Source organism: Nostoc sp. NMS9 (assembly GCF_017114995.1).
Taxonomy (GTDB): Bacteria; Cyanobacteriota; Cyanobacteriia; order Cyanobacteriales; family Nostocaceae; genus Nostoc.
In genome coordinates this window covers 1-15,470 of sequence record NZ_JABXKL010000072.1, presented here as the reverse complement: position 1 = coordinate 15,470, position 15,470 = coordinate 1, and the positions used below count along the sequence as shown (strand labels likewise).

General features: G+C 42.7%; 14 protein-coding genes and 1 pseudogene. 12 read left to right on the top strand and 3 right to left on the bottom strand.

The annotated features are described in order from the left end of the window. Positions 1-817: 817 nt before the first annotated feature. The 3 genes from HWQ40_RS21805 to HWQ40_RS21795 all read right to left on the bottom strand — a co-directional run bounded on the left by HWQ40_RS21805 (position 818) and on the right by HWQ40_RS21795 (position 3,125). Entirely contained in the window at positions 818-1,021 is a 204-nt protein-coding gene (locus HWQ40_RS21805) for a hypothetical protein (protein ID WP_292781691.1), read from the bottom strand. Positions 1,022-1,215: 194 nt separating this feature from the next. After that, a complete protein-coding gene (locus tag HWQ40_RS21800) occupies positions 1,216-1,446 on the bottom strand; it encodes a DUF6737 family protein (RefSeq protein WP_099099524.1) in 231 nt (76 codons plus the stop codon). A 59-nt stretch (positions 1,447-1,505) separates the two neighbouring features. Beyond that, a complete protein-coding gene (locus tag HWQ40_RS21795) occupies positions 1,506-3,125 on the bottom strand; it encodes a cyclic peptide export ABC transporter (RefSeq protein ID WP_292781689.1) in 1,620 nt (539 codons plus the stop codon). A 466-nt stretch (positions 3,126-3,591) separates the two neighbouring features. On the opposite strand from HWQ40_RS21795, the gene HWQ40_RS21790 reads away from it, so the two are divergent. The 12 genes and pseudogenes from HWQ40_RS21790 to HWQ40_RS21735 all read left to right on the top strand — a co-directional run. Beyond that, a complete protein-coding gene (locus HWQ40_RS21790) occupies positions 3,592-4,536 on the top strand; it encodes an NAD(P)H-binding protein (RefSeq protein WP_292781688.1) in 945 nt (314 codons plus the stop codon). Between the two features lie 248 nt (positions 4,537-4,784). Next, positions 4,785-5,075, top strand: coding sequence for a hypothetical protein (locus HWQ40_RS21785; RefSeq protein ID WP_292781687.1), 291 nt, complete (start codon positions 4,785-4,787; stop codon positions 5,073-5,075). 196 nt (positions 5,076-5,271) lie between these two features. Then, on the top strand, positions 5,272-6,927 hold the full coding sequence (locus tag HWQ40_RS21780) for a B12-binding domain-containing radical SAM protein (RefSeq protein WP_292781685.1): 1,656 nt from the start codon (positions 5,272-5,274) through the stop codon (positions 6,925-6,927). Positions 6,928-7,019: 92 nt separating this feature from the next. Continuing rightward, positions 7,020-7,625 carry a CDP-alcohol phosphatidyltransferase family protein gene (locus HWQ40_RS21775; protein WP_292781683.1) on the top strand — a complete coding sequence of 202 codons (606 nt, stop codon included), beginning with the start codon at positions 7,020-7,022 and terminating at the stop codon, positions 7,623-7,625. 100 nt (positions 7,626-7,725) lie between these two features. Further along, a complete protein-coding gene (locus HWQ40_RS21770) occupies positions 7,726-8,439 on the top strand; it encodes a 2OG-Fe(II) oxygenase (RefSeq protein ID WP_292781681.1) in 714 nt (237 codons plus the stop codon). A 142-nt stretch (positions 8,440-8,581) separates the two neighbouring features. Continuing rightward, complete coding sequence (locus tag HWQ40_RS21765) at positions 8,582-9,337, top strand: phosphocholine cytidylyltransferase family protein (protein WP_292781678.1); 756 nt, start codon at positions 8,582-8,584, stop codon at positions 9,335-9,337. Positions 9,338-9,704: 367 nt separating this feature from the next. After that, on the top strand, positions 9,705-11,360 hold the full coding sequence (gene aepX, locus HWQ40_RS21760) for a phosphoenolpyruvate mutase (RefSeq protein ID WP_292781675.1): 1,656 nt from the start codon (positions 9,705-9,707) through the stop codon (positions 11,358-11,360). A 23-nt stretch (positions 11,361-11,383) separates the two neighbouring features. Further along, positions 11,384-11,677, top strand: coding sequence for a bZIP transcription factor (locus HWQ40_RS21755; protein WP_292781672.1), 294 nt, complete (start codon positions 11,384-11,386; stop codon positions 11,675-11,677). A 1-nt stretch (position 11,678) separates the two neighbouring features. Further along, positions 11,679-12,857 carry a phosphonopyruvate decarboxylase gene (gene aepY / locus HWQ40_RS21750; protein WP_292781669.1) on the top strand — a complete coding sequence of 393 codons (1,179 nt, stop codon included), beginning with the start codon at positions 11,679-11,681 and terminating at the stop codon, positions 12,855-12,857. A gap of 42 nt (positions 12,858-12,899) precedes the next feature. Continuing rightward, complete coding sequence (locus HWQ40_RS21745; protein WP_292781666.1) at positions 12,900-13,988, top strand: 2-aminoethylphosphonate aminotransferase; 1,089 nt, start codon at positions 12,900-12,902, stop codon at positions 13,986-13,988. Positions 13,989-14,234: 246 nt separating this feature from the next. Then, positions 14,235-14,711, top strand: a complete 477-nt coding sequence (locus tag HWQ40_RS21740; protein ID WP_292781808.1) for a hypothetical protein — start codon at positions 14,235-14,237, stop codon at positions 14,709-14,711. 424 nt (positions 14,712-15,135) lie between these two features. Beyond that, positions 15,136-15,470, top strand: a pseudogene (locus tag HWQ40_RS21735) (PBS lyase); the annotation flags it as partial.

Below are 15,470 nucleotides of genomic sequence, written 5' to 3'. Positions count from 1 at the left end.
AGAAATATTTTATTACATAATGTTCTTCATGCCTTTGGTTTGCTCTATTGTTCATGTCATCCCAGCTTTCCCTGTCAAATTCCCTAAGTATCTACATACTTACAAGGTCTTTTGCCCAAAGCCGACTTGAAAAATATCAATATTAGCTAAAAGTTCTCAAAACTTATTATATTGTTAGAGTTCTTCATCATGGATTAATGTTTTTGAGACTACTAATTTGTTTATACATAAGTTCCGAGGGTTAGAAACTGTTTCGGAGAACTTCTTCTCACAATTTGCTTGAGCGATGTCTACGACGGGCTACGCCTACGCTTAACTTTGCAGCACAGTCTTGCTTATCTCTGCACGTCTACGCAGAGATGATACGATGTCCGGTTAAAGAGCGATCGTTAAAACCGTAGAGGTTTAGATGGAAGGGGTTTTTGAGATTATTGCATAGATTCGGGAATTATAACTAATATCAGGTTAGATTAAACACTTATAATATTCTGTAGGTTGGATTGAGGAACGAAACCCAACATTTAATCCTTGTTCATGTTGCGTTCAACCCAACCTTGTATCTTAGAAGAAGTGGTAGACCGTCCCCCCTTAGCAAGGGCAGCTACCGTGTATACACAAGTCTGAAATAGCTGAGAAATCACGGTTTTACCCCACCCTAACCCTCCCCTTGGAAAGGGGAAGGAACTAGATTCCTGTTTCCCCTTTTCTAAGGGGGGTAATTTGACTTGTGTATACACGGTAGCTTTCTAAGGGGGGTAATTTGACTTGTGTATACACGGTAAACCAAGGGCAGGGGGGTTAAAACGATCTCAAATTCTCACAAATGATTTAGGACTGCTATATGAGCAACAAATACCTCGAAGTCATGTTGAAGTACTTGAAAGTCGTGTTGAGGTACTTGAAAATCGTGTTGAAATACTTGAAAATCGTGTTGAGGTACTTCAAACTTTGTCGCACCGCGATCAAGTACACAGGTGCGTAGGCGTAGCCCGCCGTAGGCATCGCTTTCATAAATCTCCACAAACAAAGCGATGTCTACGACGGGCTACGCCTACGCTTGACTTTTAAGACAGTCGCTACATTGATAGATTTTATTACAAGTAATCACCCGAACTTGATATAATTAGCTGGACACGATCTGAGATGCTAAATCTCTAACGCAGTGGAATAATTTTCTCTACCTGGACTAATTTCCAGCATTACATTAAGCTCAAACTACTCTTTATACGACTCCAAAATTCCACTGCGAATCATTAGTTGTGGCCAAAACAACACAAAAAATGCCATCCACGTTCCTATAGGGATGGAAACGAGAACTGTTAGCCAGATAGTTTTAAATAGTAACCAGCTACCACCAATCAGTGTTACACCTGTGAGAACTATAGACCAGGGTTGGCACCACCAAGGTTTGTAGTTCCAAGGATTTATGGGCTTTTGTTCAGACATTAGTTTTATTTAGTCAAACTCCAAATATTCTTTTAACAATTATGAATTGTTTTGACAGATTAAGTTTTATCGTACTCTATTTTGCCATAGTCAAGTTTGATAATTCGGTCTGCTAAATGAAAATAGCGATCGTCATGGCTAATCACCAGCACTGTTTTACCTCGCGATCGCAGTTCTGGGAGAAGTTGAGTGTAGAATATTTCTTTGAAGACTGGATCTTGATCGGCTGCCCACTCATCAAATAGATAAATTGGTCTATCTTCCAAATAGGCTGTGAGTAAAGCTAGCCGTTTCCGTTGTCCTTGAGAAAGAGCAGTGGTAGAAATTTGTCCATTTTCAACTTTTACTTTATGGTCTAATTGCAGTTGTTGTAAATATTTTCTGGCTTGAGCATCCAAGTGAGAATTTTTTAATCCTAAAAGTTCTTCAAATAAATAAAAGTCGGAAAACACCACGGAAAAATGCTGGCGATACCATTCTCGATTCTCTTCGCTAATTAACTCATCATCAAACCAGATTTCGCCATTTTCTGGGATATAAAGCCCAGTAATTAGTTTCGCTAATGTAGATTTACCGCTACCATTACCGCCGACAATGAAGACTAATTCTTGAGGAGAGAGTGTTAATTCAATGGGGCCAAAAATAAAGCTATTGTCTTCTTGTTCTGTGTAGTAAGTGTGGGTAACACTTTTAAATTTTAAGCTGTGCCAGTCAGATTTCAGAGCAGGTGGAACAGTGGATATTTCCGTTCGACTAGCTAGAGATAAACCCAGTGATTCGATTTTTTGTAAGGCAATGCTAGCTTTGCTTAATAAAGGAAGTTTACTGATGATGTTATCCATTGGTAACACCAAGTAAGTGAAAGTCAAAATGTAGCCAGAAAGAGTTTCGGGATTGATGCGAAGCAGATTAGGCAGCACGAATAATACAAAACCGAGAGCAAAAAAGAATATGAGTTGACCCCAGCTTGAAGTTATGGCAAAAAGGCTTAGACCGTTAACGTTGTGATGACGGAACTCGTTAGCAGTTGATTGTAGTTTCTCTTCTAAAAAGTCTTCACGCCGCTTGTAGTTTAGTTTAAGTTCCTTGACTCCTTCGGTAATAGTGCGAAAATGTTTAAATAGATGATCTTCATCTTCACGAGCTAGAGCCAGCAATTGCCCGCCTCGGTTGAGTAGCCACTTACAACTAGCGATCGCAACTACTGAAATACCACAAACCATCAGCAATACTAACCAAGAAAGCCAGGTTATATACGTTATACAACCCAGGACGATCGCTAAATTAATAAAAATGAAAGGCATCTGATAAACAGCATTAGCCACCGCCTGAATATCTTCTGTTAAAGTAGCCAATAATCGAGGATTCCCTAAGCGTTCCAGATGACTCAACTCGGAAGCGAGAATTTGGCGACTCAAACGCATTCGTAATTGCAAGACTGCATTCTGAGAAAGACGAATCAGCATCACTTGAGAAATGATACTGGTAATTAGTGCAACTATTGCCAGCCCCGCAAAACCCCAAATTATCGATGTGAGGCGGGAAGCACCACCGCTACTTGCAGCATGGCTAATTAAGGCAATCAAGCCAGCACTACTACCACCACTCAAAAATCCGGTAGCGATCGCGATCGCCACCATTCCCCATGAAGAACGCAAAAGAAAGTAAATCAAATTCATGACAAATGCCTATACCCAGTTGGATACAACAAAAAATGAAAATCTCTCTTTTTATGTCCCATGCACGATTTCCATAATAGTTGTTTGCCAACCAATTAAATTTGCATTGCTATAGCAGTCCTATTTGATTCGTGAAAAATATAAATAAGAAAACGAACCGCAAAGTACGTTAAGGGCGCAAAGGGAAGAAAGAAGAAAGAGATATATAATTTTCACAAATGATTTAGGACTGCTATAGGGTAGATTTTATATTTTACCAGTTAAACACCCCTTCAAATATGACGATGAATCAGGCACAAGGTCAGTAAATCGCAAAGTTTTTCTCAAGGCCTACGCCTACGCCAATTCAATTCACCGTACATATTAGTTCTAAATAATACCTAAATTTTTAATAAAACTTATATTCTTGAAAAGAGTTTCAAAAAATGAAATTATAAGGAATCTACGCCCATCCTAATAATTACCATTGACTTCACCAAAACAACTAGCACTAACCAATTCAGAAACCCTCGCAAACAAAAACGAAATATTTATGAAAGTTATAGTAACAGGTTCGTTAGGAAACATCAGCAAGCCACTGGCAAAGGAGTTAGTGCAAAAAGGTCATGCGGTTACGGTTATCAGCAGCAAGCCGGAAAAGCAAAAAGACATTGAAGCTCTGGGCGCCACCGCTGCCATCGGCTCACTGGAAGATGTTGATTTCCTGGTGTCCACCTTTACTGGTGCCGATGCCGTGTATGCTATGGTGCCGCCAAACTATACCGTGCCCGATCCAAGAGAGTATTACCGGATAACTGGCAGCAACTATGCACAAGCTATTCAACGGTCGGGCGTAAAGCGTGTGGTTCATCTTAGCAGTATGGGCGCGCATTTAGATAAGGGCACCGGATTCATCCTCGGTTCTCACGATGTAGAAGGCATTTTGAATGAGCTGTCAGACGTAGCCATTACGCATCTGCGCCCTGGTTACTTCTACTACAATCTTTACAACTTTGTAGATATGATAAAAGGGCTGGGCTTTATTGGCGCAAACTATGGTAGCGACGACAAGCTTGTAATGGTTGCCCCAAGAGATATTGCCGCCGCCGCAGCAGAAGAGATAGAAACACCTGCTACCAGCAAGCAAGTGCGGTATGTGGTAAGTGACGAGCATACGGCCAACGAAACCGCTCACATCTTAGGCGCCGCCATTGGCAAGCCGGATTTAAAATGGGTAACCTTTACTGATGAGCAAACACAAAGCGGTTTGGAAGAGAGTGGAATGCCAGCACATATTGCGGCCAACTTTGTTGAAATGGGCACCAGCATTCATAGCGGCGCATCGCGGCAGGATTATCAACTGCATAAGCCAATTGCTATGGGCAAAGTAAAGTTGGAAGATTTTGCAAAGGAATTTGCTACTGCTTTTTAAAAAGGTTGATTGTCTTTGTCCAAAGTCCAATCAAAAGGGGCAGCCTCTTTAATTTTTTCATTACAGGCTCACCATATGGGTAGTTTTGCCGAATCGTAAATAATTCGTCACCAAACATCTCTCGCCGTGGTAGCCCCTGTTTTCAAACATGGGGGTAAGGCGTAGGCGAATTCATGACGCTCGCAGACTCGCTACCGCTACGCTAACGCCGTCAAAAAATATTCCTCACAAGTGATACGGTAGATAGTATGGAACAAGTGCTGACATTGGTTTGTAAGCTTAAGCCCACCCCTGAACAGGTCGTCAAAATAGAGGCGAGACTGAAAGCGTTTGCGGATGCTTGCAACCATGCCAATCAGCAAGTTAAACCCCAAATTACAAGCAAGACAAGCATTAAAAATATGGTCTATCAAGACTTGCGCTCGAAGTTTTTGTTGTCTGCTAATTTGGCAGTTAGAGCTTGTGCCAGAGTAGGAGCTAACCGTAAAACTTCAATTCAACAAATAAATCCCCGTCAGGCTTACGGTTTCGGCAACTGATAAGCCGCGTTCAACGGCTTTCTTTACTGAAGCTAAGATTGGGCAATTTATAATCGCTAGGACTTTGCTTTGTGCAAAAATACATTTCTAATTCCTTCTGCCTCCTGCCTTTCTTTGGTAAGCTAGTTGGAATTACAGCTAATTATGTGAATAAACTGTCAAATTACCTGCTCAGTTTTCCAGGGTGAAATTTGCGATGACTGTGAATTTAAAGTCTTTAGAAAACCAAATTAATGTAGCGGGCAATTCTAAAACCGCTTCTACTGCTCAAGGAACCCGCTACGTTCCTTCGCACCATCGACGCATTTTGTGTATTTTTCCCAAGTACAGCCGCTCCTTTGGTACTTTTCATCACGCTTACCCACTTATGGGTAAAGTTCGAGCTTTTATGCCACCCCAAGGTATTTTAATTGTGGCTGCCTACTTACCTAAACAATGGGAAGTGCGCTTTATTGATGAGAATGTCAAATCAGCAACGAGGGCTGATTACCAATGGGCTGATGTGGTGATTGTGAGTGGAATGCATATCCAAAAACCACAGATTAATCAAATTAATGAACTTGCCCATCGAGCGGGGAAAATTACCGTTGTGGGTGGCCCCTCGGTATCTGGGTGTCCAGAATATTATCCTGAATTTGATATTTTACACTTGGGCGAATTGGGAGATGCTAGCGATCACATGATCGAATATTTAGACCAAAACTCTCAACGTCCCCAAGCGCAAATTCGCTTTGAAACCAAGGAACGTTTACCCCTAACAGAGTTCCCCACCCCAGCTTATCATTTGCTGAATATCAATGATTATTTCTTGGCAAATGTGCAGTTTTCTAGTGGTTGCCCTTATCACTGCGAGTTTTGTGATATTCCCGAACTCTATGGCAACAGTCCCCGGATGAAAACACCAGAGCAAGTAGTCGCTGAGTTAGATGCAATGCGACAATCTGGCAATTTGGGGGCAGTTTATTTTGTCGATGATAACTTTGTTGGCGATCGCCGCGCCGCCATGAAGTTGCTTCCTCATCTGATTGACTGGCAAAAGCGCAATGGCTACCCCATCCAATTTGCCTGTGAAGCAACGCTCAACCTAGCTCAAAGTCCAAGGCTGCTGGAAATGATGCGCGAAGCTTATTTTTGCACAATATTTTGCGGCATCGAAACACCAGAACCAAATGCTCTTCACGCTATTTCCAAAGACCAAAATCTGAGTATGCCAATCTTAAAAGCGATTCAGGTTTTAAATAGCTATGGCATGGAAGTAGTTTCAGGAATCATTATAGGGTTAGATACAGATACACCAGAAACAGCAGACCGAATTATCGAATTTATACGAGCATCGCAAATTCCTATGTTGACAATTAACCTGCTTCATGCATTACCTAGAACTCCATTATGGCGGAGGTTAGAAGCAGAAGGACGACTTCTCTTTGATGAAAGCCGCGAATCAAATGTTGAATTTTTGATGCCCTATGAACAAGTGGTTGAAATGTGGCGGCGCTGCATTACAACTGCTTATGAGCCAGAATTTTTATATCAGCGATTTGCCTACAACATGGAACACACCTATCCAAATCGTATTGAAGTACCTAATAGCCCGTCTCGGACTTCTGGGGCTAATATTCGCAAAGGTTTAACTTATTTAACTAATATTTTGCTGCGGATAGGCTTATTTAGTAACTATCGTCAAACTTTCTGGAAAATGGCCAAGCCAGCACTGAAAGCAGGTAATATTGAAAACTTGGTTCACGTTGGACTTGTCGGACACCATTTAATTAAGTTTGCCCAAGATTGCGCCAAAAATGAAGAATCGGCTTCGTTTTATTCCCAGAAAATTGTTACGAAAGTTCGTAGCTAACGTCACAAGTAAAATAAGTTTTGAGAGGCTTAAAGTCCAGCCCTTTCAATATATTTATATATTTCGAGACCAGATAAAATTTAAGTTCATCTATGACCACAAAGCCTTGGGATGCTCAACTTGCTTACTGGCTAATTAAACCTCTAAAAGACAGTTGGGTAAACCCCAATCATCTCACCACAGTACGACTTTTGACAGGGTTGGCGGCGGCTGTCGCCCTCGCAGTTGGTAATACCATTTGGGTTAACATTGGGGCATGGCTATTTGCTTTATCTAACTTTCTCGATCATACAGACGGTGAATTAGCTCGTTTGAGCGGGAAAAGCAGCAAATGGGGACATCAATATGACCTTGCTAGTGACGCTATCATCCACATTCTTTTGTTTGTGTGTATTGGATATGGTCTTAGGGAGGGAAAATTTGGTTGGTGGGCGTTGCTGATGGGGATAGTCTCTGGCGTGTCTGTTGCTTGCATCTTTCATTTGCGAAACCAAATGGAACAGCGTTTAGGTAAAGACGCCAGCCGTCAACCAAATTTCGCCGGGTTTGACATTGAAGATGTGCTGTATTTGTTTCCCATAGTTACCTTACTGGATGGACTAGAGCCGTTATTAATGGCAGCAACAATTGGTGCGCCAACCTTTACAGTATGGGTAATTTGGCAATTTTGGACACTCCCGCAGCCGGAATCAAACTAATATAACGGGGCATGGGGTAGAAAGCTATATAAAACAGGCTTTTTAGCTTTATTGAATGGTATGTTTATTTTGGCAATCCTGTATTAGTATCAAATTATCAATGGAGCTTCAAACTGCAATTGATAAAGCTATAGCAGCCGTTGATTACCAGAAACTTCAAGCTGAGTTTCAAGCACAGAATGAATTTTTGGTAGTGGAGAACTTTCTCTCTGACTTCATCATCGAGCAGTTCTTGACGCTGTTGCCATCTTTGCAACCTGCTATCAACCGCAACTATATTCCCAATCATAAAAAGGGCGGTAGTATCAGCCGCTATAGCTTAGACAGCCTTGCTCCGATTTTCGGAGAGTTTTATCAACTCAATGCTTTTTTCGAGTTCCTTAACAAAATTACGGCAGAAAAACTCCTTCCCTGTCCTAATTCAGATCCCCATACTTACGCGCTGTACTATTACACTGAGCCTGGAGACCATATCCAGTATCATTACGATACCTCTTATTATCACGGCAAACGCTATACAGTATTGCTTGGTTTGGTTGACAACTCATCCAGTAAGCTGGAATATCAACTCTACAAAGATATTCCTGAACGGGAAACCCAAACGCGATCGCTCTCCTTAACTCCTGGTACTCTAGTTTTATTCAATGGTGACAAGCTTTACCACAGAGTTACTCCTTTGGGTAACAACGAACAGCGCATTGTCTTGACTTTGGAATACGTCACCGACACCCGCATGGGTATGCTAAAACGTTTTGTCTCGAATATGAAAGATGCGATCGCCTATTTTGGTTTTCGCCAAGTGTTTCGCTCTTAGCACCACCAGATTGCATCCCTCCTGCCTCCTCCATGTTAAGAATTAATTAACAAATATTGTCTTGAGCAAAAAACAGTCATTATAAAATACTGGGAAAACTTCCAGATTTACTGGTGTCTAAGCTACTGTTGGTGATTTGACGATGAAGGCAATTATCTTAGCTGCTGGCGTTGGACGACGCTTAGGTAAAGACGGGCAAATCCAACCCAAATGCTTACTGAAATTTAACGGTAAATCTCTATTAAAGCGCCATTTGAACTATCTCCGTCATTATCAGATTGACGAAGTAGTGATTGCTGTTGGTTATCAAGCACAAAGAATTCAGGATGAAATCAAAACTTTAGGAGCCGAAAATTGGGTCAGTACGAATTATAATCCTGACTACACCAAAGGCAGTATAATCAGCCTTTGGACTGTACGTCAGCATTTAGTTACTGGCGATGACATATTATTAATGGATGCAGATGTATTGTGCGATCGCCGCATCATCGAACGACTGGTAAAGACAAATATCCCCAACAGCTTTTTACTAGATCGGGATTTTGAACCGGGAGATGAACCTGTGAAGCTTTGTGTTAGAGATAATTATCTAGTGGAGTTTCGTAAACAAGTAGCTCCTGATTTAGCTTATGATTTTGTCGGTGAGTCGGTGGGATTCTTTCGTTTTGAAAGTGCTGTTGCTCACCGTCTTGCTACTCGCACAGAACAGTATGTTGCAGACAGACGCGATCATGAACCTTATGAAGAAGTAATTCGGGATCTGCTCTTAGAAACTCCAGAAACATTTGGCTACGAAGACATCACTGGATTACCTTGGCTCGAAATCGATTTTCCCCAAGATATTCAACGTGCCCAAAACGAGATTTTACCTCAAATAGAAGTCGCAGAAAATGTCTGAAAATATCTTTATTTATAGCAGTTTTGGTTTGGATACATTACAGTTTGACCTCTTTCCTAAAAGGAGAAAGCCTTTGAGACTTAGCTCCCTTCCAGCAATAAAAGCTTTTCTGCTTCCCTCTCCTCTTAGGAGCTATGGTGTACACACAAGTCCTTCTCACCCCCTCTAACTCCCCCTTGTTAAGGGGGAGAACCGGATATTTCCCCCCTTGGTAAGGGGGGATTAAGGGGGGTAAATCCAGGGTTTGGGCTTCATTACCAAGATGTGTGTACGCTGTAGCCTAAAAGGAGAGGGTTAGGGTGAGGTCTGTATTCCATGCAATTGAAAACCGCTAGCCATATTATATAGGTTGAGAAAAGCAGAATAAATGCATCAAATATTTGCACCCATTGATACCGCTGCAAAATTAAATAAGTGTGCCCAATTGCGGGTATTACTTGAATCGCCTCAACTCGACTTCATCATGGAAGCTCACAATGGGATTAGCGCCCGGATTGTGGAAGAGGCTGGATTTAAAGGAATTTGGGCGAGTGGACTAGCCCTTTCGGCTCAATATGGCGTTCGAGATAATAATGAAGCCAGTTGGACTCAAGTTGTAGAAATGCTAGAGTTTATGTCTGATGTCACCAGCATTCCAATTTTATTAGATGGGGATACCGGTTATGGCAACTTTAATAATATGCGCCGCCTGGTCAAAAAGTTAGAACAGCGAGGTATTGCTGGAGTCTGTATTGAAGATAAGCTTTTTCCCAAAACCAATAGCTTTATCAACGGTAGTCGCCAAGCTTTGGCTGATATTGATGAATTCTGCGGCAAAATTAAAGCAGGCAAGGATAGTCAGACAGACCCAGATTTTTGCATCGTCGCCCGACTCGAAGCTTTGATCGCTGGGTGGGATCTCTCTGAAGCAATGCGCCGAGCTGAAGCTTACCACGCCGCCGGAGCAAACGCCATTCTGGTTCACAGTAAATCATCACGTCCTGATCAAGTGCTAGCCTTTGCTAAAGAATGGGCGGGTCGTTCTCCGTTAGTGATTATACCGACTAAATATTACAGCACGCCTACTGATGTTTTTCGCAAAGCTGAAGTTAATTTGGTCATCTGGGCAAACCATCTGATTCGATCTGCTGTTGCTAGTATGCAAGCGATCGCGCGTGAAGTGAAAGCCAGCGAAACTTTAATCAACATTGAAGATGATATTGCTCCCGTAAAAGAAATTTTCCGGCTACAGGGTGCGGATGAACTCCAAGAAGCTGAAAAACGCTACTTTAACAACGGACGACAAAATACCCAAGCGATTGTTTTGGCCGCTAGCAGAGGCCAAGAGTTAGCAGGGTTGACGCAAGATAAACCAAAAGTAATGTTACCCCTTGGAGGTAAACCCCTACTCAGGTTGTTGGTGGACAAATTCAAGAAACTTGCCATCAATGATATTACCGTTGTCGCCGGTTACAAAGCAGAAACTATCAATGTTCCGGGGACTAAAGTCATCCGCAACCCAGATTATGAAACAACGGGAGAATTAGCATCCTTAGCCGTAGCTCAAGCTAGTTTTGGCCAAGAGATGCTGGTGCTTTATGGCGATTTACTATTTAGAAGCTACATCCTACGAGATTTATTAGAATGTCCCGGAGAAATTGTCGCTGTAGTTGATTCTGTGGCCAACAGCAAGTCTGTTAGCGGTTCACCTGACTACGCTTATTGCTCAATTCCAGACGATCTTTCTCTGTTTGGACAGGATGTCAACCTGTTGAACATTTCTAAAACCACACAAACACAATTAGGAAAATCTAGCGGCCGCTGGATTGGGATGTTGCGGTTGCGGAGTCAAGGTAGACAATGGGTTAGTGAAGCACTCAATGAGTTGCAAAAACGACCAGAATTTAACAGTCTGGGTTTGCCAGAATTATGCAATTATTTAATCGAGCAAGGCAAACCGATCAAGGTACTTTATATTCGCGGTAACTGGTTAGATGTTAATTCTTTGGACGATCTTGACCTTGCTTTTCAATTAAAACAATAGGGGTGGGGCATTGGGCATTGGGCATGGGGAATTGTGAGATTGAAGTTTTGGGTTCTGAGGCTGAAGTTTTGAGTTCAGAGGTCGAAGTTTTGAGTTCAGAAGTCGAAGGTTTGAGTTCAGAGGTCGAAGTTTTGAGTTCAGAGGTCGAAGTTTTGAGTTCAGAGGTCGAAGTTTTGAGTTCAGAGGTCGAAGTTCCGAGTTCAGAAGTCGAAGTTCCGAGTTCAGAAGTCGAAGTAATAATCTTTCCTATCAACTCTCCAGTCCCCAATCCCCCTTCCTCACTCCCTACTCCCTACTCCCTACTCCCCATCTCTTAATATGATCCAGGCAGAAGAATTTGTAGAAGCTGCGCGTAATCTTGGCTTTGGGTGGTACACTGGCGTACCCTGTTCTTTTCTCACGCCTTTTATTAACTACGTCATCAATGACGTTCAACTTAGATATATCTCCGCAGCTAATGAGGGAGATGCTGTAGCGATCGCAGCCGGAGCAGCAATTGCTGGTAAACCAGCTGTAGTAATGATGCAAAACTCTGGTTTGGGAAATGCTGTTAACCCGCTAACCTCCCTCACTTACATCTTTCGGATTCCGCTGCTGCTGATTTGTACACTGCGAGGCGATCGCCTGTTGCAAGATGAACCGCAACATCAATTAATGGGGCAAATTACAGAGAAATTGCTGCAAACAATGACTATACCTTGGGAATTTTTTCCCACACACGCAGCAGAAATAGAACCAGTTCTGCAAAGAGCCACAGCCTATATGCAACAAGAACGCTGTCCTTATGCTTTAATTATGCGTAAAGGAGCGATCGCCCCCCATGCACTCACCCGTTCTTCTATCCCCGAACGAGAAAATAGTAATAGCGGTCATATTCAGCAAAGCTTTTTTCGGGATCACAAAGAACAACGCATTTCTCGCAGCGAAGCATTGGCTCGGATTGTGGAACTTACCGATCCAGAAAACACTGTAGTAATTGCCACCACCGGATACACAGGACGCGAACTCTTCGCTAGTAAAGACAGCGCCAATCATCTTTACATGGTCGGCTCGATGGGTTGCGCTTCCTCAATGGGATTGGGATTATCCTTAGCACGTCCAGACCTGAAGGTAGTAGTAATTGATGGGGATGGAGCAGCATTGATGCGAATGGGTAATTTTGCTACCATCGGCACTTATGGCGGTGCTAATTTAACCCATATTCTTTTAGATAATGAAGTTCACGATTCCACAGGCGCACAAGCCACCGTCTCTGCGGGTATATCCTTTGCCAAAATTGCCGAAGCGTGCGGTTACGGCGTTACATTAGCCGGAGATGACCCAGCGATTTTAGATACCTTATTTACCGCAGATGCTAACACTAGACCTAAATTTGCTCATCTGAAAATCCGTCCCGGAACTTTAGAAAAGCTACCCAGACCCAACCTCACCCCGGAAGAAGTTTTACAACGCTTTATGAAACACATTGGTTCTGACCTTATAATTCCTAATTTGTAATTAATAAATTCAAAGTCCAAACTCTTAATTTATTAATGACAAATGACAAATGACAAAATGATTTTACTAAATCCCGGCCCTGTCAATTTGAGCGATCGCGTCAGAAATGCCCTGTTGCGTCCCGATTTGTGTCACCGTGAAGTAGAATTTTCCCAACTTCAAAGCAGAATCCGCGAACAGCTACTTCAAGTTTATGGTCTTAGAAGCGATCGCTGGGCAGCAGTTCTCCTCACTGGTTCTGGAACCGCAGCGATGGAAGCGATGATTAGCAGTTTAGTACCCACAGACGGTAAATTACTAGTCATTGAAAACGGTGTATATGGCGAACGACTATCTAAAATCGCTAAAATCCACGGCATTGATTACATTACACTTTCCCATCCTTGGAATGCCGAAATCGATATCAAGGCTTTAGTCAAACTCCTGGATGAAAACGCCGACATCACCCACCTTGCTGTCGTCCATCACGAAACTACTACCGGCCGCCTAAATAATTTAGCAGAACTTGCGCCAATTTGCCAAGAACGCGGTATCAAACTATTAGTAGATGCAGTCAGCAGCTTTGGTGCTGAGGAACTAAATTTTGCAGATTGGGGAATCACTGCTTGCGCTGCGACAGCGAATAAATGTCTGCATGGTGTTCCTGGAGTGTCCTTTGTTATCCTGCAACGGGATGCACTGCCGTCAGTAGACACCATCCCCCGCACCTTATATTTAGATTTAGCAACCTATTGCCAGCAGCAAGACCGAGGCGGCACACCTTTTACGCAATCAGTACAGACATTTTATGCCTTAACAGAAGCTTTGCAAGAAATGGCAGAAGCAGGAGGTTGGCGTAGCAGACACAGCCATTACAACCAACTTGCCAGCTTAGTCAGAGACGGGTTAGCCTCAATCGGAATTAAACCCCTACTTCCTCTTGGCAGTTCATCCGTTGTCTTGAATGCCTACTATTTGCCAGACGGTTTCAGCTATGAAGAATTTCACGACCAGCTGAAAGCACAAGACTATATCATTTATTCTGGACAGGGAAATTTAGCCAAATCTATTTTCCGAGTCTCGACAATGGGAGCTATTACCCACGCTGATATGGAACGCTTTGTTGTTGTTGTTAAGAAAATTATTCGGTAAACTGACTTTTCACTTCAGAAACCTCCCGAAATTACTACTTTACCCCTCCCTAACCCTCCCCTTGGAAAGGGGAGGGAACTAGATTTTCTTGGTTTCCCCCCTTGGAAAGGGGGGATTAAGGGGGGTAATTCGACTTGTGTGTACAACCAGAGAGGTTATTTTCCCTACTCCCCATTCTTTAAATACTGTGCGATCGCATTTACCAGTGGGAATCATAACAAACAGATTCATTACGGTAAATATCCAATGGCTTACCAAAACATTACAGGCTCCCTTTCCCCAGCAGATATCCAAGAAATTAAAGCAGCCTTTGCGACTATCCAAGCAAAGATGCCTTTTCTCGTGACTCTGAGTGTGGAAGAACGACGCAAGTTATTTAAGATGGGCGATAAAAGCCTAGCCTTTGTCAATACCAGCCTGACTGCGGCCCAGTCTAACCGAGAAATTCTCCCAGCCAGCTTTGATGTAGATGAATTTGTCCGGGATTATCAACTTGCAGCAACGCTTACCGAACTTTTGATTGGATTGCGACAACTGACAGAACAAGTAGATGATACCTTAATGGCAGTCGGCAGCGAAGCAATGGGCAGCAGTTTGACAGTTTATGATTACGTGAAGACTGCTGCTAAGAAAACTCCAGGGTTAAAAAGTCTTGCCGAACAGTTAGGCGATCGTTTTAAGGCTATTAAAAATAAACCTGCTAAAACGAACTCTGGTTCATAGGCTGAAAATCTTGCCAAAGATACCGGAACAGTCAAAGGGGAAAAGTTAAAGGGAGATTTAATTGCTTTTCTTTTCCCTTTTTTATTTTGTCAACTGGTGAATGAGTCTTTGATACTCGCGCAAGAGTCTTTGATACTCGTGGACGAGTCTTTTATACTGGCGCGAGAGTCTTTGATACTCGTGGACGAGTCTTTGATACTGGCGCGAGAGTCTTTGATACTCGTGGACGAGTCTTTTATACTCGTGAGCGAGTCTTTTATACTGGCGCGAGAGTCTTTGATACTCGTGGACGAGTCTTTTATACTTGTGAATGTAGATTGCCTACCACTTGTTGATACCAAATTGCATTCTCAATCAGGAATTACGAATTGCAAGGTTGTTATTATACTCATAACCGCGTGTAATCTGCCACCTTGCTCCAAACATGGTCACAACTCCCCGCCACCGCAGCAAGCCTTCTCGTTTTATCCTTTATGCTTTAGCCTTTATCCTTTCTTTCCTTTTTTGTCTACCTTGGGTAAGCGCCAAAGAAAAACCTAAACCCAAACCCCAAGATTGGCAGATTAACGGTATATTAGCCGCCCTTGATGATGGACTTGACCAAGTTAAGGGATATGCTCTCAAGCAATTAGTTGAATATAATCTCAAAGATTTAAAATCTCTGGTGAAGAAACCAGAGGATATTGCCGAGAAAGCTGCCAATATCCTCAAGGATGAAAAGGTTCCCGCCAACGTTCGTTCAGGTGCGGCATCGGCATT

What these genes read in the sequence shown, in the direction of transcription:
- HWQ40_RS21800 (WP_099099524.1), bottom strand. Translation starts at nt 1,446, where the DNA reads ATGTCTGAACAAAAGCCCATAAATCCTTGGAACTACAAACCTTGGTGG.
- HWQ40_RS21795 (WP_292781689.1), bottom strand. Translation starts at nt 3,125, where the DNA reads ATGAATTTGATTTACTTTCTTTTGCGTTCTTCATGGGGAATGGTGGCG.
- HWQ40_RS21785 (WP_292781687.1), top strand. Translation starts at nt 4,785, where the DNA reads ATGGAACAAGTGCTGACATTGGTTTGTAAGCTTAAGCCCACCCCTGAA.
- HWQ40_RS21780 (WP_292781685.1), top strand. Translation starts at nt 5,272, where the DNA reads ATGACTGTGAATTTAAAGTCTTTAGAAAACCAAATTAATGTAGCGGGC.
- HWQ40_RS21775 (WP_292781683.1), top strand. Translation starts at nt 7,020, where the DNA reads ATGACCACAAAGCCTTGGGATGCTCAACTTGCTTACTGGCTAATTAAA.
- HWQ40_RS21770 (WP_292781681.1), top strand. Translation starts at nt 7,726, where the DNA reads ATGGAGCTTCAAACTGCAATTGATAAAGCTATAGCAGCCGTTGATTAC.
- HWQ40_RS21765 (WP_292781678.1), top strand. Translation starts at nt 8,582, where the DNA reads ATGAAGGCAATTATCTTAGCTGCTGGCGTTGGACGACGCTTAGGTAAA.
- aepX (WP_292781675.1), top strand. Translation starts at nt 9,705, where the DNA reads ATGCATCAAATATTTGCACCCATTGATACCGCTGCAAAATTAAATAAG.
- HWQ40_RS21755 (WP_292781672.1), top strand. Translation starts at nt 11,384, where the DNA reads ATGGGGAATTGTGAGATTGAAGTTTTGGGTTCTGAGGCTGAAGTTTTG.
- aepY (WP_292781669.1), top strand. Translation starts at nt 11,679, where the DNA reads ATGATCCAGGCAGAAGAATTTGTAGAAGCTGCGCGTAATCTTGGCTTT.
- HWQ40_RS21745 (WP_292781666.1), top strand. Translation starts at nt 12,900, where the DNA reads ATGACAAATGACAAAATGATTTTACTAAATCCCGGCCCTGTCAATTTG.
- HWQ40_RS21740 (WP_292781808.1), top strand. Translation starts at nt 14,235, where the DNA reads ATGGCTTACCAAAACATTACAGGCTCCCTTTCCCCAGCAGATATCCAA.